At 63.6% G+C, this 26,232-nt stretch carries 20 protein-coding genes; 5 read left to right on the top strand and 15 right to left on the bottom strand.

All coding sequences use genetic code 11. The features are described 5' to 3' along the window. The 3 genes from H7C19_RS27030 to H7C19_RS27020 form a co-directional block, all read right to left on the bottom strand. The coding region (locus H7C19_RS27030) for an AAA family ATPase (protein ID WP_185672197.1) at positions 1-1,542 on the bottom strand (1,542 nt) is incomplete at its 3' end. Positions 1,543-1,554: 12 nt separating this feature from the next. Further along, positions 1,555-2,919, bottom strand: coding sequence for a metallophosphoesterase family protein (locus H7C19_RS27025; RefSeq protein ID WP_185672196.1), 1,365 nt, complete (start codon positions 2,917-2,919; stop codon positions 1,555-1,557). A gap of 44 nt (positions 2,920-2,963) precedes the next feature. Further along, positions 2,964-4,112, bottom strand: coding sequence for a glycosyltransferase family 4 protein (locus H7C19_RS27020; RefSeq protein ID WP_185672195.1), 1,149 nt, complete (start codon positions 4,110-4,112; stop codon positions 2,964-2,966). Between the two features lie 98 nt (positions 4,113-4,210). Here H7C19_RS27020 and H7C19_RS27015 point away from each other — a divergent pair, with 98 nt between their 5' ends. Next, a complete protein-coding gene (locus H7C19_RS27015; RefSeq protein WP_185672194.1) occupies positions 4,211-5,410 on the top strand; it encodes a GGDEF domain-containing protein in 1,200 nt (399 codons plus the stop codon). A gap of 790 nt (positions 5,411-6,200) precedes the next feature. Beyond that, positions 6,201-7,604, top strand: a complete 1,404-nt coding sequence (locus H7C19_RS27010; protein WP_185672193.1) for an RsmB/NOP family class I SAM-dependent RNA methyltransferase — start codon at positions 6,201-6,203, stop codon at positions 7,602-7,604. Between the two features lie 337 nt (positions 7,605-7,941). Here H7C19_RS27010 and H7C19_RS27005 read toward each other — a convergent pair whose 3' ends face one another. From H7C19_RS27005 to H7C19_RS26980, 6 genes are all read right to left on the bottom strand, one after another. Then, entirely contained in the window at positions 7,942-8,706 is a 765-nt protein-coding gene (locus tag H7C19_RS27005; RefSeq protein ID WP_185672192.1) for an SDR family oxidoreductase, read from the bottom strand. A 122-nt stretch (positions 8,707-8,828) separates the two neighbouring features. Continuing rightward, positions 8,829-9,692: an NAD(P)-dependent oxidoreductase gene (locus tag H7C19_RS27000; protein WP_185672191.1), complete on the bottom strand. Its 864-nt coding sequence runs from the start codon at positions 9,690-9,692 to the stop codon at positions 8,829-8,831. A gap of 184 nt (positions 9,693-9,876) precedes the next feature. Next, a complete protein-coding gene (locus H7C19_RS26995; RefSeq protein ID WP_185672190.1) occupies positions 9,877-10,452 on the bottom strand; it encodes a TetR/AcrR family transcriptional regulator in 576 nt (191 codons plus the stop codon). A 185-nt stretch (positions 10,453-10,637) separates the two neighbouring features. Next, positions 10,638-11,435: a Cof-type HAD-IIB family hydrolase gene (locus H7C19_RS26990; RefSeq protein ID WP_185672189.1), complete on the bottom strand. Its 798-nt coding sequence runs from the start codon at positions 11,433-11,435 to the stop codon at positions 10,638-10,640. Next, positions 11,432-12,295: a pseudouridine synthase gene (locus H7C19_RS26985; RefSeq protein WP_185672188.1), complete on the bottom strand. Its 864-nt coding sequence runs from the start codon at positions 12,293-12,295 to the stop codon at positions 11,432-11,434. Before H7C19_RS26985 ends, H7C19_RS26990 begins: the two co-directional genes overlap by 4 nt. Positions 12,296-12,332: 37 nt before the next feature. After that, complete coding sequence (locus tag H7C19_RS26980) at positions 12,333-14,171, bottom strand: RsmB/NOP family class I SAM-dependent RNA methyltransferase (RefSeq protein ID WP_185672187.1); 1,839 nt, start codon at positions 14,169-14,171, stop codon at positions 12,333-12,335. Positions 14,172-14,273: 102 nt separating this feature from the next. On the opposite strand from H7C19_RS26980, the gene H7C19_RS26975 reads away from it, so the two are divergent. Both H7C19_RS26975 and H7C19_RS26970 read left to right on the top strand, forming a co-directional pair. Further along, positions 14,274-15,242, top strand: coding sequence for a helix-turn-helix transcriptional regulator (locus H7C19_RS26975; RefSeq protein WP_185672186.1), 969 nt, complete (start codon positions 14,274-14,276; stop codon positions 15,240-15,242). Between the two features lie 110 nt (positions 15,243-15,352). Beyond that, the gene (locus H7C19_RS26970; RefSeq protein WP_185672185.1) at positions 15,353-15,757 is read left to right on the top strand and encodes a VOC family protein; all 405 of its coding nucleotides are present in this window, start codon (positions 15,353-15,355) and stop codon (positions 15,755-15,757) included. A 179-nt stretch (positions 15,758-15,936) separates the two neighbouring features. Here H7C19_RS26970 and yjbM read toward each other — a convergent pair whose 3' ends face one another. Together yjbM and H7C19_RS26960 are read right to left on the bottom strand one after the other, a co-directional pair. Beyond that, positions 15,937-16,740 (bottom strand): GTP diphosphokinase, encoded by an 804-nt coding sequence (gene yjbM / locus H7C19_RS26965; RefSeq protein ID WP_185672184.1) that lies wholly within the window; start codon positions 16,738-16,740, stop codon positions 15,937-15,939. Between the two features lie 96 nt (positions 16,741-16,836). Beyond that, entirely contained in the window at positions 16,837-17,931 is a 1,095-nt protein-coding gene (locus H7C19_RS26960; RefSeq protein WP_185672183.1) for a quinone-dependent dihydroorotate dehydrogenase, read from the bottom strand. Between the two features lie 235 nt (positions 17,932-18,166). Here H7C19_RS26960 and H7C19_RS26955 point away from each other — a divergent pair, with 235 nt between their 5' ends. Next, positions 18,167-18,310: a hypothetical protein gene (locus H7C19_RS26955; protein WP_185672182.1), complete on the top strand. Its 144-nt coding sequence runs from the start codon at positions 18,167-18,169 to the stop codon at positions 18,308-18,310. Between the two features lie 7 nt (positions 18,311-18,317). Here the strand turns inward: H7C19_RS26955 and H7C19_RS35560 are convergent, their stop codons facing one another. The 4 genes from H7C19_RS35560 to H7C19_RS26935 all read right to left on the bottom strand — a co-directional run bounded on the left by H7C19_RS35560 (position 18,318) and on the right by H7C19_RS26935 (position 26,207). Then, positions 18,318-19,826 (bottom strand): L,D-transpeptidase, encoded by a 1,509-nt coding sequence (locus tag H7C19_RS35560; protein ID WP_185672181.1) that lies wholly within the window; start codon positions 19,824-19,826, stop codon positions 18,318-18,320. A 149-nt stretch (positions 19,827-19,975) separates the two neighbouring features. Next, positions 19,976-21,556 (bottom strand): stalk domain-containing protein, encoded by a 1,581-nt coding sequence (locus H7C19_RS26945; RefSeq protein WP_185672180.1) that lies wholly within the window; start codon positions 21,554-21,556, stop codon positions 19,976-19,978. A 27-nt stretch (positions 21,557-21,583) separates the two neighbouring features. Beyond that, positions 21,584-24,304, bottom strand: coding sequence for a FecR domain-containing protein (locus H7C19_RS26940; RefSeq protein ID WP_185672179.1), 2,721 nt, complete (start codon positions 24,302-24,304; stop codon positions 21,584-21,586). 64 nt (positions 24,305-24,368) lie between these two features. After that, entirely contained in the window at positions 24,369-26,207 is a 1,839-nt protein-coding gene (locus H7C19_RS26935; RefSeq protein WP_185672178.1) for a CHASE2 domain-containing protein, read from the bottom strand. Positions 26,208-26,232: the final 25 nt, after the last annotated feature.

Genomic DNA, 26,232 nt, shown 5'->3' with positions numbered 1-26,232 from the left:
GCCCTCGTCCTTCGGCCCGCCGCCGGCTTGGCGGCGGCGCGAGGCGCTCCGCCCCGCGTCCGCCGCGCCAACGCCAGAGCCTCCCGGCGCGGATGCCGCAGCCGCCCACGACGCCTCGCGCCCGGCGCGGTCGAGCTCCCGCAGCTCGTCCTCGAACGCGTTCCAGGCGCCCAGCAGCGCCTCCCGCGTGCCAGGAACGAACTGCGGGGCGCCTCGCGCCGCGTCCGCGGCCCAGGCATCGCCCGACGCTTCCTCCGCCTCCAGCTCCTCCTGCAGCGCCGCCTGCTGCCGGCGCACCCGCTGCGCCTCCGCTTCGAGCCGCTCCCGCGCGCGTTCCGCTTCGGCTAGGCGCAGCTGGAGCTGGCGGGCCTCCTCGCGTTCGGCCATCGCGGCGAATCGCCGCGCGTCGTCCTCCGTCCACGCCGGGGACAGCCGCTGCAGCGCCGCCGCTGCCGTCTCCTCCAGCATCCGCAGGTCCGCGGCGACTTCGCCCAGCTCCTCCTGCCGCGCGGCGGCCGCCTCGCGGCGCGCTTCCAGCGCCTCGATGCGCGGCGCCTCGGCGATCAGCGCCTCGTCCCAAACGAGCGCGTCGCGCTCGCTCCGCAGCTCCGCCACCGCTTCCTCCGCGAGCCGGCCGGCGGCCGCCGCATCCTCGCGCCGCCGCAGCAGCGTCTCCCACCGCGCGGCGGCTTCCTCGCCGAGCGGCGCCTGATCCCGCGCGGAAGGCGGAAGTTGCGCACGGAGCTCCGCCTCCTCCTGCCGGGCCGCTTCGGCTGCGAGCCACCACGCCCGCGCTTCGCAAGCGCCCTGCAGGAAGGCCGCCCTCTCGCGCAAGACCGGCATCTCTTCGTCCAACCGCTCCAGCATCCGGTCCGTCTCCGCCAAGCGAGCGAGCGCCTCTTGGTACGCGGAGATCCCCTGGCGGCTCTGACGCAGGGCGGCTTCGAGCTCCTTCATGCCGGCCAGCGCCAGATTCAGCGTCTGCGTCGAGCCTTTGGGCCGGTAGAGCCGGTCCATCTCCGCGTTCAGATACTTGCCGGCAGCCGTGAGCGACGCCCCGCCCGCCATGCCCGCATGGTACAGATAGTTGCCGATCTCCTCGCCCTGGAGGGTCCGCAGCTCGTGCAGTTCGTCCAGCGTCACGGCGAACAGCTGCTTGAACAGCCGTTCGGAGACGCCGCCGAGCAGCAGCCGCTCCACGTCGGCTTGCGTCAGCGGCTGCTCGGTTCCCGCCTCGTCGCGAAGCACGGCTGCAGGGCTTCCGCGCCGCGCCGGACCGTCCGCATAGCGCTCCAGCACGTATTCCCGTCCGTCGTCCCGCAGGACGAGACGCCCCCCGTGGCGGCCGCCGTACACGGGCTCTCCCCGCTCCGCCGGCTGCGCGCGTGTCGCGAAGCCGTACAGCATGCTTCGGATGAACCTCAGCACTGTGCTCTTGCCCGCTTCGTTCGGCCCGAGCACGACCGTGACCGGCGCGTCGAAGACGCAGCGCAAGCCGTTCCAAGCGCCGAAGCCGTCGATCTGCAGCTCCCGTATGTACACGTTTCCGCCTCCTTAGCGTTCGCCCTCCGGTTTGTCCTTCAGCAAGAGCGCCGCCAGCGCCGACGCGCGGTCCAGCAGCGCCGACCGCTCGTCCTCGCCGCGCCCGTCCAGCCACTCCCGGAGCCGCGGCTGACGGCGAAGCGGCTCCGTCGCCTCCGCCAGCAGCAGGCGCGACAGCTCCGGGTCTTGCCGGCCTGCGGCGGCCAATCGCGCCAGTTCGCCGAGAAAGCCTTGCTCGCCGTCCGCCGCCGCTTCATCGCGGTCGGCGCTCGTCGCGACGGCAAGCCGTTCCGCCCAGACCCAGTCGTCGCGATCGTCCGGATCGCCGATCCATTCCCGGAGCTCGCCCAGCCATTCCTCGGCTGCATTCTCGCGCAGGAGGCGCGCATGCAGCGGCCCGGCGCCGACGAGCCGGATCCGCAGCACGACCGGCCGGCCGCCGGCGGACGCGCGCGCCTCGTCGACGGATGCCAGCAGCCTGTCCTTCAATTGCTGCTCGCGGTCCGCGCCCGCTATCGAGACGTCGGTCTCCCGCCAGAGCACCGACGCCGTGTCCCGGAAGGACAGCGCGACTTGCCCTTCCGGCGAGACTCGGACCACGTACGCGCCCTTCGCGCCGGTCTCCCGGATGCTGCGGCCTTGGATGTTCCCGGGGTAGACGACATGCGGATATTCGCGCAGCACGCGGCGGTCGTGGACATGCCCGAGCGCCCAATAGTCAAAACCGGCCCCCGCCAATTCCGCCAGCTTGCAAGGGGCGTAATTGTCGTGGGCCGCGTTGCCGTCGACGTTGGCATGCAGAAGCGCCAGGTGGAACGGGGCGCCCGCCCTCGTCCGGTACCTGGACGCCAGATTGTCGGTTACGCTCGCTTCCGGGTACGAGATGCCGTACACGTGCGCCGCGAGCTCGCCGTCCCGCCGATAGGCCGGCCGGCACGCGACGTCCGACGTGCCGAACACATGCACCGCGTCCGGCCAATCGAGCTTCGCCTGCCAGCCGCCGGCGGGATCGTGATTGCCGTGAACGACGAACGTCTGCACGCCTTCCGCGGCCAGCTCGTTCAAGGCGCGCTGCATCCGCAGCTGCGCCTTCAAGGAGCGGTCCGCGGCATCGTACAGGTCGCCCGCGAGCACGACGAAGTCGATGCGCTCCCGGCGCACCGTCTCCACGAGGCGCGCGAACGCCTCGAAGGTCGACTCCCGCAGCCGGTCGCGCACCGCGGCGGGCACCTTGGACAGCCCGCGGAACGGACTGTCGAGATGCAGGTCCGCCGCATGCAGAAAAGTAAAAGGAACGCCCACTTCGATCTCCACTCCGTTCTTGGTCCAAATCGGGCCGACGGCGCCTTGTCGCAAGCGCGCGAAGAAGCCGCCCATTTGCAAAGGAGCCTCTATGCCTTGCGGGCGGGCGAATACGCTTGTTACTGCGAAGGCCCTGGCGCCTCCGCCGGCCCCATCGCGACGTATATTTTCTTCAATTCGTTGATGACGCGATTTAGGGAATAGGTCTTCTTCGCCTTGTTCATCGCCGCACGCGCCAGCTCGTACCGGTAATGCGGGTCGATGATGAGCTGGTCCAGCGCCTCCGCGAGCGCGGCCGGATCCTCCGGCGGCACCAGCAGCCCGTTGCTTCCGTTCTCGATCTGCTCGGCGATCCCGCCGACGTCCGTCCCGACGAGCGCGAGGAGGCAGAGCGCGGCCTCGGCGAATACCGATCCGAACGCTTCCGCGCGGGACGGCAGTACGAACACGTCGAAGAAGGGCATCATCTCTTCCGGATGCAGCATGTAGCCGTAGAAGATCGTCTCGTCATAGATGCCCAGATCCTGCGCCAGCTTCTCCAGCTCGGGGCGGATCGGCCCGTCTCCGATGATGTGCAGCACGAACTTGCGGTCCCGCTTGCGCAGCTCCGCGCATGCCTTCAGCAGCAGGTCGAGACCTTTGGCGGGGACGAGGCGGCATACCGTCACGAGCTGCGTCACTTCGTTCTCGTGGGAGATCGGCTTGAAGCGCCGTTCGTCGTAGCCGTTCGGGATGACGCCGACCGTCTCCGGCCGCTTCATATAAGCGCCCATGTACGCGGCGAACGAGCGCGAGACCGTCAGCAGCCGGTCCGTCCGGTGCTCCAGCTCGCCGTACAGCGAGGTAAGGAAGCGGTGCTCCGGTCCGTCCGCCGGTATGCGGCCGTTCAGGATGAGCTCCCGCTCGTAGCTGGAATGCACCGTCATCAAGAGCGGCGTATCGGGATAGATCTGCTTCATGGCCAGCGCCGCGACGGGATGATGCGCGTGGATCAGATCGTATTTTCCTTTGAGGCGGAGCCGGCTCCACCATACGTAATCTTTGAGGGTCTGGATATATTTGTCGACGACCGGATGGCCGGCGAACGCGCGCCAATCGAACGTAGCGAATGCGATCTCTTCCTGCCCTTTGTTGCGAATCCGCTTCGGGATGGAGAAGAGCTCCATCTCCCAGCCGATCTTGCGAAACCGTTCTCCGATATAAGGGACCATGGAAGAAACACCGCCCGGCTGCTCCGGGGGGAAAAACAGCGCCTGTAAAATGTTCATGAGGCGATTTCCTCCTCTGCCCTACTTTCTCGGTCTATCTAAGTTATGATATATTAGAACATATGTTTCTGTAAAGAAAACGCCCATGAGGAGCCCCTATGAACGTTGTTACCCTTTGGCATGACCGCGGTCTCCTTCTCGCCTTCTCTTCGGCCGTCGCCGTCGTCATTCTCGGCTTGATGCTCTTCATGTCCTACCGCTTGATCGCGCTCGGACGCCGCAAGGCGTACCGCACGCTCCTGATCTCGCTCGGCATCATCGCCGCGTACCATCTGTTTCAATTGATTACCGCGCTTCACGTCTGGGAAGCGCCGCCGATGGCGCTGTTCGGCGGCGCCGTCATGCGCGCGCTGGCGTTTATTCTGCTCAACTTCGCGGTGTTCGAGCTTTATTACAAGCGGCGTCCGCGCACGCGGGCCTGGCTGTTCGGCCTCTTCGCGATCGGAGTGACGATCGCGGTCTGCGACGTGTTCGTGGGGACCGCCGGATTCGCGAAGCCGATGGCCGACTCCGGCCTCCTCGCGCCGGTGCTCGACGGCTATATGCTCGTGCTGAGCCCCCTGTTCGCGCTGATGTTCGGCCCTCATCTCCTGCAATCCCGGCGTTACGTGGCCGGCCTGGCCTTCGCCTTCGGCGGCCAGCTCGCGCTGATGGCGGGCGCCTATTGGGGTGCCGATTCCCCATTGTATGCGGGTGCGGCGGCGCTTCTGCCGGTCGGCTACTACATCTTGCTCTTCATGCTGCTGTTCGAGCGCGTCGTCGAGCTGCTCCAGTCGGCTTACCGTTCGTCGATCACGGACGGCCTCACCAACCTGTTCAACCGCCGGTTCTTCATGGGGCAGCTGGATTATGCTCTCCGCGCCGGCAAGGCGGTCGGAGCGATCTTCTGCGACATCGACAACTTCAAGAAACTGAACGACACCCAGGGCCACCAGCAGGCCGACGTGGTGCTGAAGCAGGTGGCGGCCATCCTGATGGAGGAGACCGAGGGGATCGGCCTGGCGGGCCGCTACGGCGGCGAGGAGCTCGTCGCCTTCGTCTCCAGCCCGGACACCTCCTCCCAAGCGGTCGCGGAATTGATCCGCTCGCGGGTCGCCAAGGAGACGATCGTCACCGTGAGCGTCGGCCACTGTACGGCGGAAGCGGGCATGTCCGGCGACCAGCTCATGAAGCGGGCGGACGAGGCGATGTACCATTCGAAGCGCTCCGGCAAGAACCGCGTCACCGATTATGCCGCGCTGGCCGGCGCCGACGACTTCGGGTTGGAGAGCGCGGCTTCCGGCAGGCGGAAGCGGTAAGCCCAGCAATCCCAGCTCATGTCCCATCGGGTATCTTGAACCGCCGGACCCCGTCCGCGGTCGAGATACCCATTTTATTTGGGAGCCCGCCACGTTCCGCGGCAGTCTATTTTGTGCTGCAACGATGCTTTTTCGTTACAGCACGCCGAGGCGGTCCGTTTCGAGCTGTAACGATATTTTTTATCGTTGCAGCATCCTGCGGCGGTCCGTTTCGAGCTGTAACGATATTATTTATCGTTACAGCACGACGAGGCGGTCCGTTTCGAGCTGTAACGATATTTTTTATCGTAGCAGCATCCTGCGGCGGTCCGTTTCGTGCTGTAACGATATTTTTTATCGTTGCAGCATATTGCGGCGGTCCGTTTCGAACTGTAACGATATTTTTTATCGTTGCAGCATCCTGCGGCGGTCCGTTTCGAGCTGTAACGATATTTTTTATCGTTGCAGCATACTGCGGCGGTCCGTTTCGAGCTGTAACGATATTTTTTATCGTTGCAGCATACTGCGGCGGTCCGTTTCGAGCTGTAACGATATTTTTTATCGTTACAGCATACTACGGCGGTCCGTTTTGAGCTGTAACGATATTTTTTATCGTTGCAGCATGCCGACACGGCCCGCTTCCCCTTGTCACGATACTTCCTATGGTTACAGCGCCTCAAGGCAGCCTCCTTCCCTAAGTATCATTTCGAGCCTCTGGCCTCGGCCTCGCGCAGCGTACCTGGCGTCGTGTATACTAGGACCATTGATTTCGACGCGTGGTCCATTTCACGCTACCGAAGGAGAGACTGACATGACGCCATCGTTACCTGCCGCTTTTATCGCGCGCATCCGGGAGCAGCTTGGCGAGGAGGCCGACGCTTTCCTTCGCAGCTTCTCGGAACCGCGCGCATACGGCCTGCGCTTCAATCCGCTGAAGCCGGATGCGCCGCGCCAAGCGAAGGGCAGGCTCCCTCTGCCGCAACCGGTCGAGACGGACTGGGGGCTGAAGCCGATCCCCTGGTGTCCGGACGGCTACTTCTATGACGAGACCGCCCGGCCGGGCAAGCACCCCTACCATGCCGCGGGTCTGATCTATATCCAGGAACCCAGCGCGATGATCGCGGCGGAGCTGCTCGATCCCCGGCCCGGCGATCTCGTGCTCGATCTCGCGGCGGCGCCCGGCGGCAAGACGACGCAGCTGGCGGGCAAGATGAACGGGCGCGGCCTGCTCGTCGCCAACGAGATTCATCCGGCCAGGGCGCGCATCCTGTCCGAGAACGTCGAGCGGATGGGGATCGCGAACGCGGTCGTCGTGAGCGCGGCGCCCGGACAACTCGCCGAACGCTGGCCGCAGGCCTTCGACCGCATCATGCTGGACGCGCCTTGCTCGGGCGAGGGCATGTTCCGCAAAGACCCCGAGGCGATCGTCGAATGGTCGCCGGACGCGGTCGAGACCTGCGCCGCGCGCCAACGCGACATCCTGCCGGACGCCGCCGCCATGCTGAAGCCCGGAGGCCGCCTCGTCTATTCCACCTGTACGTTCAACCGGGCGGAGAACGAAGAGACGATCGCCTGGTTCCTGCGCGGGCACCCCGACTTCGCGCTGCTGGCCGAGCATCGCATGTGGCCGCATCGCGGAGAAGGCGAAGGGCATTATGCAGCCGTATTGGAGAGACAAGCCTCGGCGACGGCGGAGACGGAACGGCCGTCTTCCGCTGCCTCCCGCAAGGGCGGACGCAGCGGCAAGCCATCGGCCGCTTCTGCGGCGGCCGATGCGGCGCTGCAGTCGTACCGGGCATTCGCCGCCGATGCGCTGCCGGGCTACGAGCTCTTAGCCGACGGCGTGCCGCTCCTCTTCGGCGAGGCGTTGTACTGGTTTCCCCAGCCGCCGGGATCGTCCGTGTTGCCCGCCGCGCTCGCGGGCCTGAAGGCGCCTCGGCCCGGCCTGCACTTGGGCGATGTCCGCAAGGGACGGTTCAAGCCCGGGCACGCCCTGGCGCTGGCGGTTCGGTCGGAGCAAGCCGCGCTCTCGGCGGACTATCCGCCCGACGCGCCTGAAGTCGCCGCCTACCGCAGGGGCGAATCGTTGCCCGCCCCCTCAGGCGAGCGAGGATGGGGCCTGCTCTCGGTCGGCGGACATCCTCTCGGCTGGTTCAAGTCGAGCGACGGATGGCGCAAGAACCGCTACCCCAAAGGACTGCGCATCCAAGGTTGACGGAAGTCCCTTCACAACTCGCGAACGTTGACGATTCGCCTTGCCATTCGCGGACCGTAGCGGGAATCTTCGGTTCCCTGCACCGGATTGTCGATTAACCAAACATCACATTGGCCCCGCTGTAGCGAAAACTCGCAAAGAGATGTACGGGGTACATCACATTAGCCTCCGTACAGCGGAATCTCGCAATGCGATGTACGGGGTACACGAACAGCAGCGTCTCCCCTGATAACGTATCCTTTCGGATACGTCAAGAAAAGGACTGCAGCGGGTTGCTCTCCGCAACCTGCCGCAGTCCTCTTCTGCTCTATCAATCTCCGCGATGATTCCGCGCTAGTTAATGATGCGGAGCCACGACGCCCTGCGCCAGACCGCCGTCGACCGCCAATTCGACGCCCGTGGTGAAGGTCGCCTCGAACGCCAGGAACAGCGCTGCGCGCGCGACCTCCTCAGGCTTGCCGATACGCTTCATGGGCGTAACGGTATTGCCTTCCTCCTCAAAGGCGGCCATCTCTTCCTTGGAGGCGCTGGCGACGCCCATGGTCGGCGTCTTGATGAAGCCCGGGCTGACCGCATTCACGCGAATCCCTCTTGGCAAGAGTTCGGAAGCCAGCACTTGCGCGAACGACCGGAGCGCTGCCTTGGACCCGGCGTATACGCTCATGCCGGGATAGCCCATCACATCGGCGACCGATGTCGTAAAGACGATCGAGCCGCCGTCTCGGACGAGGGGAGCCAATCGCTGGACCGTAAAGAACGCGCCCTTGGCATTGATATCGAACGTCGCGTCGTAGGAAGCCTCCGTGACTTGGTCGAACGATTCCAGCACCGAATAGCCGGCATTCATGAACACGGCATCGATCTGGCCTAGCTTGGCTTTTACAACCTCGCCCAACTGCCGGATGTCCGCCATGCTCGTCGCATCGGACCGGACCACGTGAACTTGCGGACCGAGCTCTCTGCTTACAGCCTCGAGATTGTTCGCGTTCCGGCCCGTCAGGAGCACTTCTGCTCCTCCTTCGAGCAGCGCTTTGACCATCTCCAACCCCATGCCGATCGTACCGCCGGCTACTACGACTTTCTTCCCCTCGTATTTGTGCATCGTCGTTTATTCTCCTCCATTTTTTCGTTATAAACAAAACAGTTTAGTTTCTATTTGGTCAAAAAAAATATTTCCGCTTCGTAAGTAAGGCCCCGCTCATTCGCCTGCCGGCGCGATGCCGGTTAACGCAGCACCTTGATGAGGGCACCAAGCTCCTCGTTGCCGTATCCGGCGTCCAGCGCTTGCTGGAACAGCCCCAAGGCAAAGGCGGGGAATTCGGCATTGATTCCGGCTTCCCTTGCTTGCTCTATGAACAGTTTCACCGTAACCATGCAGGTATCGAGCGAGCTCTGCGGCGGCGTAAACGACCCGGCTTGAATGACCTCCCCCTCGTGCTTGATCATCTCCCCGATGACGGGAGCGATCTCCGCGATCATCGATCCGAAGGCGTCTACGCGAAGGCCGTCCGATTCAAGGATGCGGGACGCATGGAAGAATCCCAGCATCGCGCCGAATAACGTAGAGAGGAAAGCCAAATCCGTAGACGAAGCTGCGCTCACTTTCTCCCCCAAATAAGGCGCGTTTCCTGCCAAGCTCTTCAGGAAAGGCTCGCTCTTCCGATAGGCGGTGCCGGATCCCGACGTGAAAATGGTGGTGTCCGGTCTGCCTATCTGAGGCGGCGTAGCGGCGATCGCCCCATCGAGATAGTCGGCGCCGCGCTCTCTCGCCCACGCTTCATTGTCTCTTGCCTGCTGGGGGCTGCCGGTGCTCAACTGGACCAGAACCCGACCCTCGAGGGCCGGAACGACTTCTTCGCGATCCAGAATGCGATACGAAGTCTCATAGTTGGCGACGCACACGATCGTGACCGGGCTCGCGCTCACCGCGGCGGCAGCGCTGGGCGCTAGAATCGCGCCCTCGCGAACCAGCGAATCCGCCTTGGCGCTCGACCGATTCCACACGGTTACCCGATGGCCGTTACGCAGCAGCGCCTGGGCGAGTGCTGCGCCCATGGGCCCCAAGCCGATGACCGATACTTCATTCATTCCGCGTCACTCCTTCAAAAACGTTTAATTTTGAAACGAAACAGTTTAGTTTTGTTTCATGCAATACAATACAACACAGTTTCGTTTCGAGTCAAGGGGTGAAAATAAAAAATTCCCTCAAGCTCGTCTGAAATAACCCCGGGTTATCTCGGCGACGCGCTTAAGAGAATTCGGTGGAACGCGCTTAGCTTGAAACATTGTCTAAGTGCATTTCGATCAGATGAGTGGCTAAATTCTTCAGTTGAGCGGCCGGGCCGGAGAAACCATACACCGGAACGGAAGACAAGGCGCCATTGATCACCAGCATCAGCTGATCCGTCAAGCCTTCATCGCTCACGCCGGCCTGCTGGGTCAGACGAGACAGCCGCAGCCGAATGGCGCGATTGTATTCGACGGCCAGCAGATGGACGGGGTGATCCTCTTCGGAAAATTCGGCAAGCGCATTTAAGAAATGACATCCGCGATGATAGCCCGGCTCCAACATCTCGATCGTAGCATCGATCAAGGCCAACAACTGTCCCTTAGGCGAACCTTCCTGCAGCGCGATCGCTTCATCGATATGCTCCCAGTTGATGTGGTCCTGCGCTTCGAGATAAGCGATCACGAGGTCGTCCCTGGTAGGGAAATGACGATAGAGCGTGGCCTTGCTCACGCCGGCTCGTTCTACGATCATATCTACGCCGACGGAACGGATGCCTTCGCGATAGAACAATTCGGAAGCCACGTCAAGAATGTGCTGACGTACCGATGCGCGCGCCATTTCCCTCACCTGCCCCATTTGAATTCGATTTTAAAACGAAACAGTTCTGTATCATATTGTAGCATTCCATCCCTTTCTCATCAAGAGGACAAGGCCGGCGCACTGTTTATGAAAGGTTGATCGGATGGTTGAAGACCCTCTGACCGTCTCGCTTATTCGTTCCGGCAGAGGAAGGTTTACAGGCATTAAACCTCTCCAAGCACCTTCGCCTCGAGCACGACGGCCACGCCGTCTTCGTTGTTCGAGACGGTCACTTCGTCGGCCGCCTCTTTGACGCCGTCCGGTGAATTCGCCATGGCGACGCCCCAACCGGCGAAGCGCAGCATGCCGATGTCGTTGTAGTAGTTGCCGATGGCGAGCACTTCCTCCCGCGGAACGCCGCGCATCGCGGCAAGCTGCGCGAGCGCCGTTCCCTTGGAGGCATCCATATGCTGGACGTCGATGAAGGAATCGCCGCTGCGGATCGTCTGCAGCTCATGCTGCCAATCCTTCCACGCCGTCTCCAGCTCGTCGAGGTCTTCCTTCGGCGCGAAGATCGAGATCTTGACCGTACGCGCCGGCATCCCCTCCGCCTGGGACCGCAGAATCGGCATCGTCAGCATCCGCCCGTACATCGCGGCCGTCTCCTCGTCCAAATGTTCCGTGTACAGCTCGAACGCCGTGTTCATGTCGAAGTGGATGCCCCGCGCGCGGCACAGGGCCAGATACCGCTCGACCGCCTCCGCCCCGATCTCGGCTTCGTGCAGCACCTCGCGGGTGACGCTGTCCACCATCGACGCGCCGTTATGGGTGACGATCGTGCCGGACAAGCCCAAATGCGCGAGCACCGACAAGGCGCTGGCCGATCCGCGGCCGGTGCAGAGCACGATCTCCGCTCCCCGCTCGGCGGCCGCCCGCACCGCCCGGGTGACGCGAGGCGTCAGCTCGTGGTCGTCGTTAATGAGCGTGCCGTCCACATCCAATGCGATTAATCGGTAGGTCATGATGTCGTCCCCCGTCTCTGTTGTTCGTTGCGCAGCTGGTCCACCTCTGCATCCGCGAGCTCGCGCCACTCGCCGGGCGAGAGTCCGGGATCGAGCGGCATCGGCCCCATCGCCACGCGGCGCAAGTACAGCACCTGCTTGCCGACGGCCTGGAACATCCGCTTCACCTGATGGAATTTGCCTTCATGGATCGTCAGCTCGATCCAGCTCAGCTTCCCGTCGCCGGCCAGCGTCTGTGCATACGCCGCGCGGTTCGTCGTCAGCGGCGGATGGCTCTTCAGCCGGGCGACGGCAGCCTCGGCTTCGTCATCCGCGAACGGCGCCGCTCCCTCCGTCCGGGACAGCACCCGCAGCGCCGCGGGCAGCGTGACGTATCCGTCATCCAGCGCGACGCCCGCGGAGAAGGCCCGCGCATCCGGCTCGCCGACCTCCCCGGCGACCAGCGCCCGGTACGTCTTCGGCACGTGCTTGCGCGGCGAGAGCAGCTCGTGCGAGAGCTTGCCGTCGTTCGTCAGCAGCAGGAGGCCCTCCGTGTCCTTGTCCAGCCGTCCGACCGGAAAGGGAGAGAAGACGCTCAGTTCTTCGGGCAGCAGCTCGAGCACGGTCCGGTCGCGCGCGTCCTCCGTCGCCGAGACGTAGCCGGCCGGCTTGTTCAGCATCACGTAGACGGTATCGCGATAGACGACTCGCTCCCCGTCCAGCTGAATTTCGTCCCGTTCCGGATCGATTTGCATGCCCGCATCCTTCGCCCGCGCCCCGTTAACCGTCACCGCCCCTTGCCGGACGAGCTGCTTGATTCCGCTCCGCGTGCCGTATCCGAGATTGCCCAGCATCTTGTCCAGGCGCATCGTTTTTTTCATCGCTATCCCCTTCTTCTCCATGCCCGTCGGCCGGCGTCTAGATCCAGCGCCAACCCGGCAGCAATTCGTTCTTCATCGTCGCGCCGTCCCATCGTCCCCAGCCCGCGGGATAGCCGTCGATGCAGACGAGCGTCCAGCCGCGGCCGGAGGAGGGATGCCCATCGCGTCCCGTCACCCGGTCGGCATCGGGCTGCAGCGTCTCTCCCCGCAGGTAGCGCAGCGCAAGGTCCTCGCCCGCGTCCAACAAGAGCGTCCGCGCGGCGTCGCCCGCGGTCAGCCCCATCGCCAGCGCCTGGGAAGGCTCAAAGCGGTGCTTGGTCGCCACGCCGAGCAGCCAGCCCGGCCGCACGACCTTCAGGCGCTGCAGCTGACGCTCCGATAATTCACGGGGCAGCGCGTACAAGTAATCGCCCTTCGCGAGAAGCCGCCCGGGCGGCTGCCACCCGTCCAGCGCTTCGGCCGCGAACGCGGCGAACTTGCCGAGCACGTCCGTCTCCGCTCCCGCCGCGCGCGGTTTGCTTGCGCCTTTCCCATGCGCCCTGCGGGTCGGAGCGGACCGCGATGGCAACGTTTGCTCCACGGCGCGATCCGCCCGCCTTCCGCCTTTCCCCGCGCCGCTAGACGGCGGCCGGTCACCGGCTTCCCGGCTGCGGCGATCTGCGCCCGGCCGCGCGGCGCGCCCGAGGGCATCCGCCGCGTCGGACGACGACGGGCCGTTCTCTATGCCGTCCGTTGCCTCGACTCCCGCGGATGCCGGATGCCCCTCTGTCGATACGGACCACACGGACGTCTCTGCCGGCTTGTCCCCCGTTGCCGCCCCTGCTGACGTCTCTGCCGGCTGGGCCTCCGCTGATGCGCTTGTCGTCTCGGCCTCCGCTGATACGCCTGCCTGCTTGTCCCCCGCTGATGCGCCCGCCGTCTCTGCCTCCGCGCTTTCCCGGCGCAGCAGCGCGGCGAAGTGGCCCTCCCCGCGGCAGCGGTGCGGCCACAGCCGGACGGCGCCGGCCAGCGACGCTTGACGTTCGGCGCCCAGCGCAGCCGCTTCCTCCGGCGTCAACCAATCGGGCCGTCCGGGCGCAAAGCCCCATGCCTCCGGCGCGGCGATCGGCACGACCGAGAAGTCGGGCGACGCGGCCAGGAACCGCGCGATCGTGCCCTCGTTCTCCACCGGCGTGAACGTGCAGGTCGAATACAGCAGCCTTCCGCCGGGCGCCACCATCCGCGCCGCGTCCGCCAGAATCGCGTCCTGCATCGCCGCATACCGCCGCGGCCAATTCGGCTCCCACAGCCGAGCCATATCTTCGTCCTTGCGGAACATGCCTTCTCCCGAACAAGGGGCGTCGACCAGCACCCGATCGAACAGATCGCCGAACGCCGCTGCCAGCCGGCTGGGCTCTTCATTCGTCACGACCGCGTTGCGCACGCCCGCGCGCTCCACGTTTTTGGCCAGCGCCTTCGTCCGCTCCGCGGCGTTGTCGTTCGTGACGAGCAGCCCCCGGCCTTGGAGCTTGGCCGCGAGTTGGGTCGTCTTGCCGCCCGGCGCCGCGCACAAGTCCAGTACCCGGTGGCCCGGCTCCACGCCCAGCAGCTCGGCTGGCGCCATCGCGCTCGGCTCCTGAATATAGTAGAGCCCCGCGTAGTAGTGCGGGTGCTTGCCCGGCCGCTCGTCTTCGTCCGTCTTATAGTAACCGCCGTCGGCCCATGGGATCTCCTGTCCGCCGCGGCCGAATCGCGCCGCGTAAGCCCCGCCGGTCAGCTTCAGTCCGTTCACGCGAAGCCCTGCCTGCTTCGGCTCGTCATAGCTCGCGAAGAACCGCTCCGCTTCGTCCCCCAACAGCGCGGCCATCTCGTCCGCGAATCGTTCCGGTAACCGCATCTCTCGCTGAATGCCCCCCGTTGTGCGTCTTTCGCTATCAGCTATAATGTAAGGGAGTCTTCCGCGCTTGTCCATGCCAGAAAAGCCGAAGGAGCCCAAAAGATGTCCAAAGCCGACAATATGTTATCCATTCTATGGCTTCTCAAGACGGGAAAGCAACTGACGGCGAAGCAGCTGGCCGAGGAGCTCGAGATTCACATCCGTACGGTGTACCGCTATATCGACGCGCTATGCGCGAGCGGCGTGCCGATCATCGCCGACGCCGGGCCGGGCGGCGGCTACAAGCTGCTTCGGCCGCTCGACGACGCCCCTCTGTTCTTCGACTTGGACGAACAGAAGGCGCTCGTGCACGCGGCGCAGTTCGCGCGGGAGGCCGGCTATCCCTACGGCGACGCGCTCGAACGCGCCGTCACGAAGCTGAAGCGATACACAAACGAAGAGCAGCGCGAGGCGATCGACCGCCATGCCTCGGGCTTGAACGTAATCAGCCCTTCGCCGGACCGCACGGTCGCCGAGATGCTCCAGTCGCTCGAGCAATCCGTCGCGGACGCCCGCACGCTGCGGATCGATTACCGCAAGGAACGCGGAGCGTTCGCCGAGACGCGCCGCATCGACCCGTACGGGCTCATCCATTGGAAGAGCAAATGGTATGTCATCGGGCACTGCCATCTCCGGGGCGAGGTCCGCAGCTTCCGCGCCGACCGTATACAGAGGATCGACTCCACGGAGGACGCGTTCGTCCGGCCCGCCGACTTCGACGCGCGCCGCTTTTTTCTGGGCAGCCTGCTCCCCGATGCCGAACGCGAAGAAGGCACTTTCACGGTCCGCTTGATCGGCCATCCTGCAGCGCTGGCCGACCTGTGCGAGCATTGGCAGTTCGGTCACGGCCTGCTGCATCATTCGGATCACGAGATCGCGTCCCGCATCCCCGCGGCTTCGCTCACGACCTATCTGCCGTATATCCTCCTCTCCTACGGCAGCGCGATTCAAGTCGTCGAACCCCCGGTCCTCAAGGAACGGATGATCTCCCTCGCTTCGGAGCTGTCCGCGCACTATCGGGAAACGGATTAACCGGGCCGTCTTGCCTTTTACACTGACCGTTTCTGTCAGCCGTCCGCTTGTACAATGAATCTGTAGCTGCCCGCCGAGCGCGGGACATCAGATACGAGGAGGCTGCTCAAATGAACGCGAAGTTTTTCGGGACAAGACTGTTGGTAAGCGACTTCAAGGCGAGCGTCCGGTTCTACCGGGAGGTGCTCGAGATGAAGGAAGAATGGCACCAGGACGAGCCCGGCGCGGAATACGCGCTGTTCTCGGTCGGGGAAGCCAAGTTCGAATTGATGCCGAAGAGGAGCATGTTCGAAGCGCTGGGCGAAGTCCAAGCGGAGATCGGCGAGGCTGCGCCCCTGCACGTGGTGCTGGACTTCGGCTGCGAGGACGTAGACGCCGAAGTCGAGCGGCTGCGCGCCCGGGGCGTCCGGTTCGTCACGGAGCCGCACGACCGTCCGGCCTGGCGGGCCCGGGTCGCGCACTTCCGCGACCCCGAAGGGAATCTGTTCGAGCTGTACACGACCTTGCCGCAATAAGCCGGAGTCGCCGCCGGCATGAGGCATCAGCGCGGACGCAAGTTCAGCCGAAGCCCGAGGCTTCCATCGGACGCTCGGCGAATCTCGATTCGATACAGACGCCATAACGGGATACAGACGCAAAAAACGGGTTCGTCGTCCTTCGGGACGCCGACCCGTTTTATTAGCTGTGAAGGGTGTTACGTATTCGATCCCTTGCCCGCCCGGATGAGCGCGGCTTGGATCTCCTGCGACAGCTCGGCGAGCGCCCACATGTCCTCCTGCTCCCAGAGCTCGTTGAAGCGGAGCTGGAACTGCGCCGCCTCCCGGACGCGCCGGAAGAAGTACAGGCCTTGGATGTCGTTGAGCACTTTGCGGACGATGCCGGACTTCTCTTCGAAGTCCTGCTGCGCGTCGACGATCTCCTGGCGGATGCTGGACATCTCCTTGTCGAGCTGGAACGCCGCCTCCGCCGCCTTGCGGAGCCGATCGCGCACGTGCTCGGGCAGATGCTCGCGGTATTTGTAGTTCAGCGAGTGCTCGATCGTCGCCCAGAAGTTCATGGCCAGCGTCCGGATCTGGATCTCGGCCAGCACCGGCATCGATCCGAGCGAGGTCTGAACCGGATACTCGACGATGATATGGTAGCTCCGGTAGCCGCTGTCCTTGTAGTGGGTGATGTAATCCTTCTCGTAGACGACCTTCCAATCCTTGCGAAGCCGGACGAGATCCGCCACCCGGTGGATGTCTTCCACGAACTGGCACATGATGCGGATCCCGGCGATGTCCTCGATGCCCGTCTCGATCTTGTCGATCGGCACGCTGAGCCGCTTCGCCTTCTCCAGGATGCTCGAGATCCGCTTGACGCGGCCGGTGACGAATTCGATCGGGGCGTATTCGTCGCGCGCCTTCAGTTCGGTTCGCAGCGCCTTGAGCTTCACCTTAAGCTCCTCTACGGCCTGCTGGTAGGGCAACAGGAACTTGCTCCAATCTCTACCGTCCATCATTCAACTTCCTCTCTGCCGCGCGTCCGGAGGGGGCGCGCTTGAACCTAGCCCGTTTCATCGGGGATGCAAGTCCCGCTCCTGCTTCAAGCCCCGTTATCTGTGGTCGGCGCCGACCGCTTCGGCGATCCGCTTGAACCCGTCCCGGCGCAGACGTTCCTTGAGCCCTCCGGCAATCTCCCGCACGACGCCCGGCCCCTTGTAGATGAGCGCCGTATAGACTTCGACCAGGTGCGCGCCCGCGCGGATCTTGTCGTAGGCGTCGTCCGCGGTGAAGATGCCGCCCGATCCGACGATCGGCAGCTTGCCGTCCGTCAGGGCGTACAGGGAGCGGATGACCTCGGTGGACCGCTTCGTCAGCGGGCGTCCGCTGAGGCCGCCCGTCTCTCCCGCGTTCGCGTGCGTCAGCCCTTCGCGGCCGATCGTCGTATTCGTCGCGATGATGCCGGACATGCCGCTCGATCGGATCGCCTCCGCCATATAGGCGAGCTGCTCCTCGTCGTTGTCCGGCGCGACCTTCACCAGGATCGGCTTCGGCAACCCGCCCTGCCGCTCGGCCTGGGTCGCCATCTCGTCCTTCACCGCGTCCAGCAGCAGCTTCAGTTCGTCGCCGTGCTGCAGCTTGCGAAGGTCCGGGGTGTTCGGGGAACTGATATTCACCACGAAGAAGTCTCCGTAAGCGTAAAGCTTCCGCAGACACGCGCGGTAATCGTCGGCCGCGTTCTCGTTCGGCGTCAGCTTGTTCTTGCCGATGTTCACCGCGATCGGAATGCGGCGCTTGCCCAGCTTGCCCAGCCGTTCGGCCATCGCGTCGGCGCCTTCGTTGTTGAAGCCCATCCGATTGATGAGCGCTTCGTCCGGCGGCAGCCGGAACAGCCGGGGCTGCTCGTTGCCCGCCTGTCCGAGCGGGGTGACCGTGCCGACTTCCATGAAGGACAGCCCGACGCGGGAGAAGCCGGCGACCGCCTTGGCGTTCTTGTCCAGTCCCGCCGCCAGGCCGACCGGGTGGGCGAAGCGCAGCCCGAACAGATCCACCGCGAGCTCCGGCGACTCTCCCACGCCCCAGATGCCGGAGAGCAGCGCGGGCATGCCGGGCACGCGAGCGGCCGTCCCCATCCCGTCTACGACCAAGTGATGGGCCGCTTCCGGGTCCATGCGGAAAAACAAAGGTTTTGCCAACTTATACAGCAACTTTTTTCAGCATCCTTTCATGATCCAAGCCGCGAGCCTTTCGGTTAGGCAAACGCGCAATGCCGTTACTGGCAAAATGATCAAATAAACCCTCGGGTAACAGTTTAGCCTTTTCTCGCCTAAAAGAAAAGGGAACAGGCGCCCGTTCCGAACCGATTCGCCTTCTGGCGTTTTAAGAAGCAAGCGTTTACAATGAGAGGAGATTCCCCATCTATTCATGGAAAGGTTGATCCGCATGAGCGCAACCAAAAAGAAGCCCCCTATCTCGCGCAAGCCGCAGCAAAACGAAACCGTAAACAAGCGGGCGCTGATCTGGACGGGGGCCGTCTTCCTCGTCGTCGTCATCGTCATGGCGGTGCTGCTGATTCTCAACGGTTAACCAGCCGTTAATTCAACCATTTGTACGTTTTACGGGGGTTGGTCTCGTCCTGCGCGGGCTTCAGGCGGAAGCGCTCCGCCGGCGCGCGAAGCTCCGAGGGCAGCCCCCCTTGCGCGATCGTCACCTTCGTGCCGAGCGGCGCCAGATCGTACAGCTCCTCCAGATCCTCCCGCTTCATTCGGATGCAGCCCAGCGATTCGCTCTTGCCGATGCTGTCCGGCTCATCCGTCCCGTGTATGGCATACAGCGTATCCGAAAGGGTCATTCCGCGGCTGCCGAACGCGCCGTCCGCCCGCCCGTTCGGGTTGCGCACCTTCTCCGTGATCTCGAAGCTTCCTTCGGGCGTGGGGGTGTCCTTCGCTCCGATCCCGATCGCATAATTGCGCAGCAGCACGTCGCCGGCAACGACCGCCAGACGATGCCGGGTCTTGTCGATCCGAATCTCGAGCGTCCGCTCGGTTAACGGGCTTAGCCGTCCCGCGGGCTTCCCTTGTCCATCCGCCGGCCCGCCATCGCTCGGCCATCCCGCATCATCCGGCTGCTTGGGGGCGCTCGCGGCGCCCGATTCGTCGCGGATCGCCTTGAACCACCCTTCCAGCGCCTCGTTCGTGCCTGCGACGGCGTTGTTCGGGTAGGCGCCGGCGAGCGACGACAGGCTGGACGGCCACTTGCCGGTCCGCTCCTTGTAATGAACGACCGCCGAGCGCAGCATGAGCTTCCCTTCCTGAAGCGGCTTCCAGGCCCGGACTTGCTTGGCGGCCGGCGCGCCGTCCTGCGCCGTATTGCAGGGACACCAGCCCGGGGCGAACCAATCGACGGCGGCGGCCGCTTGCTTGCCGGCCGGCCTCACCTGGGCGAGCGGCCGCCCGCTGCGCTGCCAGTCCGTCCATTTGCCCAGGACGGGCGTCTCGACGAGCAGCGAAGGCGCCGCCGTCTCCCGATGCAGCAGCAATTCGCCCAGAGCGCGCCGCCCGTCGCCCGCCGGCTCGGACGCGCCCGCGACCAATGCGATCTGCGGGCCTCCGCCGCCCGGAGTTGCCTTGCCGGCGGCCTGCGGCGGCGCATCGGATCCCGCGGGAGACTGCGGCGCAGCCGTCGCGTCGCCTGGCTGCGTCTTCGCCGGGGGAGCCATCGCTTCCGCGCTTGTCGGCGCATGCGCCCTGTCGCCGGCGAGCAGCAAGCCCAAGGCGAGCAGCAGCCCGCCGCCCGCCGCCAACAGGACGCCGCGGCGCCGCCTTCGCGTCCGTCCCGCGCCGCCCGTCCCGTCGGCCGCGTCTCCGGCGAGCGGATTGGCTTTCTCCTCGAACGCCTCGTAGACCGGGCCCGCTTGGCGAAAGCAGTAGTTCGCCTTGGCGGTCTCGCCGCGAGCCATATATTGTTTGCCCAGCAAATACCAGGCCATCTGATTGTTCTCGTGCTTCAGCAGATAATCCTTCATCGGATGGGCATCCGGCACTTCCGGCACTTGTTCGTAGAATTGATCGATTTGCTTGTTCAAGCGGTCATCCTTGCTCACGTCCCCGCCTCCTTCCGCCTCATCTCTCCTTTTCTATATCGGCCGGGGGACGCTCCCGCTTTAATCGGGTCGGGACTTGCGCTCGCTCATGAAGAAGACCGCCCCGGGCCGCGAACGGTCCGGGACGGTCTATCACCTTGCTCCGATCGTTAGAAATTCTTGCTGCGGATCACGACGGCGCCCGCCGATGCGTCCCACTGAATATCCAGGTCCGACTCCGTCGCGAAGAAGCGTACGGGCACGTACAAACTGCCATTCCGGACGACCGGCGCGCCGTTCAGGACCAGTTCGGACGACGTTCCGCCTGCTTGCTTGACGACCTTCTTCTGCCCGTTCGCGATGGCATAGACGACGTCGCCCTTAGCGAGCTTGCCCGTCTTCGCCTTGCTGTCGAAGCTCACGGCATAGCCCAGCGCTTGGCCGACGCTGCGCAGCGGCAGCAGGACCGCTCCTTGCTCCAGCAAGGCGGGAGCCTCGGTCTTGAGCAGAACGCCGTTCAGCAGCGTCTTCACTTTGCCGTCTTTGGTTACGGTATTCGACCCGCTGTACTTGGCCAAGATGCGAACCTTTTGCCCGTTCTCGTCCGCGATGGCGAGGCGGCCGTCCGAGAGGATGGCGACGTCCGTCGGGTGGTTGAACGTAGCGGCGGTTAGGACGCCGTCAGCTGCTCCGTACTCGCCGCCTTCGCCCGCGAGCGTCGCGACCTTGCCGTCCTTGAGCAGCCGAACCGCGTGGTTCAGACCGTCCGCGATGACGAGCGTGCCGTCCGGTGCGACCGCGAGACCTTCGGGCGCGTGGAACCTTGCGTCGGCGGCCGGGCCGTCCGCATAGTCGCCGGCCGCATAGAGGCTGCCTGCCGCATAGGTAGGCGCGCCTCCCGCCACCGTCGTCACCGTCCCGGCGGCGAAGTCGATATAGCGGATATTTTGGTTCCCGCGATCGCTGACGTACAGATTGCCTTTCGCGTCGAGGGCGAGGCCGCTCGGCTCGTTGAACTTCGCGGAGGCGATCGGGCCGTCCGCGAAATCTCCGGCCGACTCCACCGCGCCCGGCACAACCTGCACGGCGCGGGTCGAAGCCGCGTTCAGGGTCGTGACCGTACCGTCGGGCGCGACTTTGCGGATGAGGTGATTCAGCGTGTCCGCGACGTACACGTTGCCGCGGTCGTCCGCCGCCACGTCGGAAGGCGCGAAAAACGTCGCCTTGGCGCCCTGGCCGTCGTCGCTCCCGAGCAGCCCGTTCCCGGCCAGCGTCGTCACGGTTCCGCCCTTTCCGATCTTGCGGATTGCATGGTTCCCGGAATCGGCGACATAGACGTTGCCTTGCCCGTCGACGGCGACGCCCTTCGGCGAATCGAACGCCGCTTGCGGCACCTTGTCGTCGTGATAAGCGCCGAGCGGCAGCCCGGATGCGTCTCCGCCGATCGAGAGGCCGCTATAGGTCGCAAGCTGGTCCGGCGTCAGCGTCCGGATCAGGTGATTGCCGCGATCGGCGACGAGCAGCTTGCCGTCCGACAGTTGGGCGATGCTGTACGGATAAAAGAGCGAAGCCTCGGCCGGCTTGCCGTCCTTTGCGCCCGGCTCCGCCTGTCCGGCCCACGTGCGCACTTCGTACAGCTTGCCCGACTGGGTCCAGCCGATGTCGGCGGCGGCGGACGCCGCAGCCGGCCCGGACACGGCAATGGCGAGTCCCAGTGCCGCCGCGAGGACTTTGCGAGAGGGGAGTTTCATATGCATGCTCCTTTGTTGGCGGATAGATTAAACAAGAATCGGGATGGAGAGGATGAAGCGCGTCGGATGGCCGTCGATAATCAGATCGAACCGGTACTGCCGCCTCCCCGGTTCCGAACTCTCGATTTGCTCAAGATCGCTCAAGGGAATTTGAACGGTCGGAGCATCGGAATCAAAAGTATGAAGCACCGACTCCCCCGCTTTCAGTTCAACCAAGCGGTCCGCCGAAGCCGTGATCAGAATCTCGTCCTCGGGGTTCAACCAATTGGCAACGATTTGATAAGTCGGCATGTCTCCGGAATCGGGTTCCTTGCTCCAATCCAGCTTGACTTCGTCCGTATCGGTGATTTTGAACTTCGCGAGCCCTTCCGGCAAGTTTTGGTGAACCCGCAAGACGATTTCGAACGTTCCCATACGGATAAAGTACACCGTTCGCTCTTCCGTCAAAGGAAGATGGATGCGCCCTTCGGCATCCGGCCCGAATTCCGTATTAAAATCCCACGTTAGCGCCGAAACGGGCGTTAGCCCCAGCTCGTTCGCCTGGATCACAAGTTCGTTCGTGCTCGGCGTCACGCTTGCCGAGAATGACAGTCCGCCTTCGATCGAATCGTCTTTTTCGGCATAGATGGCCTTTCCTTGACCGTCCTGAAGTTGGAACGGCAGCTCTTCCAGGTCTCCATTCTTGACGAGCATGGTCTGAGGTTGGCCGATCGTTTCCCCGTTTTCATCCAGCAACGTAAACGTGACGGGAAAGATTCGATTCAAAGGCAGGTTTTCCGCCCCATAGGTGAACGAGCTTGCATCGCGATTCATGTCCCGGTTCACCGGCATTCCCGTTCCGTCCGTGTAGGCGATTTGGACTCTGCGCACCTGATCGGTTGCTTGAATTACTAAGTCAAGGGTATGGGCATTCCATCCGTCAAAATCCAGAAAGTATCGATTCGGGGCCAAATAGAGCGGGGAAAGCCAAGCTTCCATACCCCAGACACCCCAACCCAAGATGCCCTCCGGCGTGTCCGCCCTCTCGACTTGTAACGTATATACCGACTCGTCATTGCCGGATTGTTCATCGGACGTCCAGATGGAGATCACGTTGAAGTCTTCGCGCCCGGAACGATGCAGCGGAATGCTGTATTCCCCGTCCGCATTCGGCGTATACGAAATGTCGTTGACCCAAATTTTCTTAATCGGCAAATCTGCAGAAATGTTGCCCGTGATTGTGAGATAGGCGTTGTTGGCGCTGACTTTCATTTCATAGACGTGTTGATCCGGCGCAAACGCCAATTGCAGCGGCTCGCCCTTCGCGTCCACATACTTCACGCCGTAGAAAGGCGCCGGCGTCGGCGACGGAGATGCCGTCGGCGTTGCGCTGGGCGTCGGGGAAGGAGAAGCCGTCGGTGTCGGTGTAGGCGTCGGTGTCGGCGTAGCCGTAGGTGCAGGCGTCGGCGTCGGCGAACCGCCGGAACCGCCAGATCCTCCCGGCGAGACCGGCGTAGGCGTAGGTGCTGGCGTGGCCACCGGCGGCAGACCGAGGGCGGCGCGGTTCTGCTCGAACGCATGGCGCTCAGCCTCGGTCAGCCCTTTCAAATAGGCGTCCAGCGCCTGCTGATCAAGGACCATCTGCCTGTTCCGGTTCTGCTGCGTGAGCCGGGTTTTCTCCTCTTGAATTTTCTTCAGCATTTCCATCATCTTTTTTTGAAGCTCTTGCATCTGCTTCATCTGTTCTTCCTTGAGCTGCGCCTCGTATTCGGCCTGGGCTTTCTTGGCCGATGCCGATTGGGAGGGATCGGTCCCCGCTGCGGGATCCAGCGGTTTGACTTTGCCGAGATTCAGTTTTTTACCGAGATCCGAAATTTTGCTGTTGGCTTCGTCGATCGCTTTTTGAATGTCGCTTGCGCTCGACTTGCTTTGCTCGATCGCTTTTTGGGCGAGATTGCCGACGAGCTGTTCCAGGTTTTGCTGTATGGGGCTCAAGTCGGAGGGAATTTGGAAAGTGGACGTAGGCTGCGGGAGCGCAATCCCGTTTTGAAGCCGTTGAATGAACGCCTCGTTTTCCTGGTTGATCTCCGACGCCTGCTTGATGATGGCCTGAATTAAATCGCTTGAAGCCGACTGGACAAACGCGTTCAGATCCGCGAAGCCGATCTTCGCCTCCGGCTGACGATCCGACGGATTCAGCTGAATCTGCTGCGTCGGATATACGGGGGCGGTCGCCGGCGCGGACGGCAGCCCGGTCTGCACGATTCCGGACAGGACGAGCAGGGTCGTCGTCCCGGTCTTCGGGTCGACGACGACGGCGAAGTTCGTGCCTCTTACGCCCATGCTGGCCGTCGGCGTCTCCAACTGAAACGCGTCCTCCGCGGATTTGATCGACTTGACGTGAGACCAGACGTTTCCTTTCAGGACGCTGACCTTGGTGACGGTTCCTTTTTTGTCCGACACTTTGGCGAACGTCATCGACGTATCCGCGCCCAGCGTCATCTGGTCGTCTTCCGACGATCCGTTGGCGAACTGCAGCACGGCGGATCCTTTCGGACCGCTCGTGATGATGTCGCCCTGGTTGAGGCTCATTTTGGCGAAGGCTTTGAACGACTTGCTGCCTCCGGCCTTCTGAACGGACACCTCTCCGGTCAGCGACTTGACGATCGCCACGCGGGAAGAGGCGGCGAACGTCGGCTCCGCAAGCACCCCTAAGAGCGGGAGTGCCGCCAGAAGCACGGATAACAAACGAATCAGGGCTTTACGCAACTCGGATTCCTCCTTGAAATGAACATTGCATTCCATGCCGATATGAAAATGAGACCATCCGGATTTAGTCGGCCGAAGCCGGACCTAACAGCGTATACACCCGAATGGGCTGCGACTTGCCCTTGAACAAACGATCTTCCCCATCGTCGTAGCGGAAATTCTTCCGCGTCCGCTCGAAGACGGCCTCGGAAACCATGATCTGCCCGGGCTTCGTCTGCGACTCGATCCGGGCCGCGATGTTGACGTTGTCCCCGATCGCCGTATAGTCGACCCGCAAATAGGAGCCGATATTGCCGACGACCGCCTGGCCCGCGTGAATGCCGATGCCGACGTTCACTTCGCAGCCGTAGCGCTCGCGGATCCGTTCCCGAATGTCGACCATGCCTTGCTGAATCTCGTAGGCCGTCCGTACCGCCAACCGTTCGTGTTCCTCTACGTCCAGCGGCGCGTTGAATAGGATCATGGCCGCGTCCCCGATGAATTTGTCGATCGTGCCCCGATGCCGGAGCGTCGTCTCGGTGATCATATTGAACATCGTGTTCAGCGTATCGACGAGCTCGGGCGGCGTCAGCTTCTCCGAGAGCGGCGTAAAGCCGCGAATATCGAGGAATAGGACCGTGATCTGCTTGGCGTCCCCGCCGAGCTTGATGTCGATATCCCGGGCGACGATCTGCCGGACCAGATCCGGGGAAATGTAACGGCCGAACTGGCGCGTGACGAATTGCTTTTGCGCGCTTTCGAGATAGGACTTGAGGGAGACGTTAGTCAGATAAGCGAGCGTAATGGCCAGGATCGCGTCCGCCACCCGGATTTGCAGCGCGGATGCCCGATAGAGTTCCATCTGGCCGTAGAGCAGGGCGCCGGCGACGGCGAGGAACGCGAGGATGGAGATGACGTTTTTGAGCCGCCAAGGCAGGATTGCGAACGCGGCGAACAGCAGCAGCTCGCCGAGGAGAAGGGTCCATGCCGGCGGATAAGAGACGCTGCTGCCGTTCAGCAGCTGGTTGACGATATTGGCATGGACGTAAACGAGCTGCATCTTCTTCTCGATCGGAGTCGCCCCGCTGTCCTGTCCGGACGCGTCGGACAGCCCGGTCGCGGTGAAGCCGACGAGGACGACGGCGTCCTTGAATACGGTCGGATCGATCTCGCCGTTCAGCACGCGGCTGAAGGAGACGGTCGTGACGTCCTCCGTATTCAGATGGTAGTCGATCGTGAGCGTGTTTTTGGCGACCGCGCTTCCGGATTCGAACAGTCCCGCCGGATCGGTCATGCCGTCGTACCGGCTGAGGTCCGCCCCGGCCATTCGGGCCGCCTCGTAGGCGAGCGACGGCACGACCTGACCGTCCGGAGTCGCCAGCTTCAGCCACGTCTGGCGGATGACCCCGTCCGGGCTGACGACGCGGTTGATGTTGGCCAGCTTCGCATGCTCGGCGAACATCGGGAGCGGCGCATCCAGCCGGTCGACCGCGAGCCATTTGTCGGGACGGGCCTCGCGCTTGCCGAATACGTCCCCCTCGGTGACGCCGATGACCGGCAGGATGACGTTGTCCGAAGAGGAGAGCGCTTCCGCGAAAGCCCGGTCGCTGTCCGGGTCGGATGCGTCGTTGAACAGGATGTCGAAGGCGATCGCCTTCGGCTTGCCGTCCGGCTGATTCAGCATGTCGAGGAACGGCGCGTAAACGGCGCGATCCCACGGAAATCGGCCCAACTCGGCCAGGGAATCGTTGTCGATCGCGACGACGACGATATCCTTCGGCAGATGCGTCGCGGCCTGCCGCATGTTGGCGTCGAACAGCAGCGCGTCCAGGCGCCGCAGCCACCGCTCCTGATCGACGAAGAAGACGGCAAGCAGGAGCACGACGTTCATCGCGATCGCGATCCGTTTGATTCTCTCTCTCAACTCGGAACCCACCTATGTAAATCTT

The sequence above is a fragment of the Cohnella nanjingensis genome (assembly GCF_014212125.1).
Lineage (GTDB): Bacteria > Bacillota > Bacilli > Paenibacillales > Paenibacillaceae > Cohnella > Cohnella nanjingensis.
The sequence above is the reverse complement of the archived record's forward strand: the minus strand, read 5'-3'. Positions and strand labels throughout refer to the sequence as shown.

Excerpts from the sequence above, each read along its gene's own strand:
- H7C19_RS26945 (WP_185672180.1), bottom strand. The coding sequence starts at position 21,556 with ATGAAACTCCCCTCTCGCAAAGTCCTCGCGGCGGCACTGGGACTCGCC.
- H7C19_RS27000 (WP_185672191.1), bottom strand. The coding sequence starts at position 9,692 with ATGAATGAAGTATCGGTCATCGGCTTGGGGCCCATGGGCGCAGCACTC.
- H7C19_RS26995 (WP_185672190.1), bottom strand. The coding sequence starts at position 10,452 with ATGGCGCGCGCATCGGTACGTCAGCACATTCTTGACGTGGCTTCCGAA.
- H7C19_RS26970 (WP_185672185.1), top strand. The coding sequence starts at position 15,353 with ATGAACGCGAAGTTTTTCGGGACAAGACTGTTGGTAAGCGACTTCAAG.
- H7C19_RS27010 (WP_185672193.1), top strand. The coding sequence starts at position 6,201 with ATGACGCCATCGTTACCTGCCGCTTTTATCGCGCGCATCCGGGAGCAG.
- H7C19_RS26985 (WP_185672188.1), bottom strand. The coding sequence starts at position 12,295 with ATGAAAAAAACGATGCGCCTGGACAAGATGCTGGGCAATCTCGGATAC.
- yjbM (WP_185672184.1), bottom strand. The coding sequence starts at position 16,740 with ATGGACGGTAGAGATTGGAGCAAGTTCCTGTTGCCCTACCAGCAGGCC.
- H7C19_RS27015 (WP_185672194.1), top strand. The coding sequence starts at position 4,211 with ATGAACGTTGTTACCCTTTGGCATGACCGCGGTCTCCTTCTCGCCTTC.
- H7C19_RS26990 (WP_185672189.1), bottom strand. The coding sequence starts at position 11,435 with ATGACCTACCGATTAATCGCATTGGATGTGGACGGCACGCTCATTAAC.
- H7C19_RS26975 (WP_185672186.1), top strand. The coding sequence starts at position 14,274 with ATGTCCAAAGCCGACAATATGTTATCCATTCTATGGCTTCTCAAGACG.
- H7C19_RS26955 (WP_185672182.1), top strand. The coding sequence starts at position 18,167 with ATGAGCGCAACCAAAAAGAAGCCCCCTATCTCGCGCAAGCCGCAGCAA.
- H7C19_RS27020 (WP_185672195.1), bottom strand. The coding sequence starts at position 4,112 with ATGAACATTTTACAGGCGCTGTTTTTCCCCCCGGAGCAGCCGGGCGGT.
- H7C19_RS26980 (WP_185672187.1), bottom strand. The coding sequence starts at position 14,171 with ATGCGGTTACCGGAACGATTCGCGGACGAGATGGCCGCGCTGTTGGGG.
- H7C19_RS27005 (WP_185672192.1), bottom strand. The coding sequence starts at position 8,706 with ATGCACAAATACGAGGGGAAGAAAGTCGTAGTAGCCGGCGGTACGATC.
- H7C19_RS27025 (WP_185672196.1), bottom strand. The coding sequence starts at position 2,919 with ATGGGCGGCTTCTTCGCGCGCTTGCGACAAGGCGCCGTCGGCCCGATT.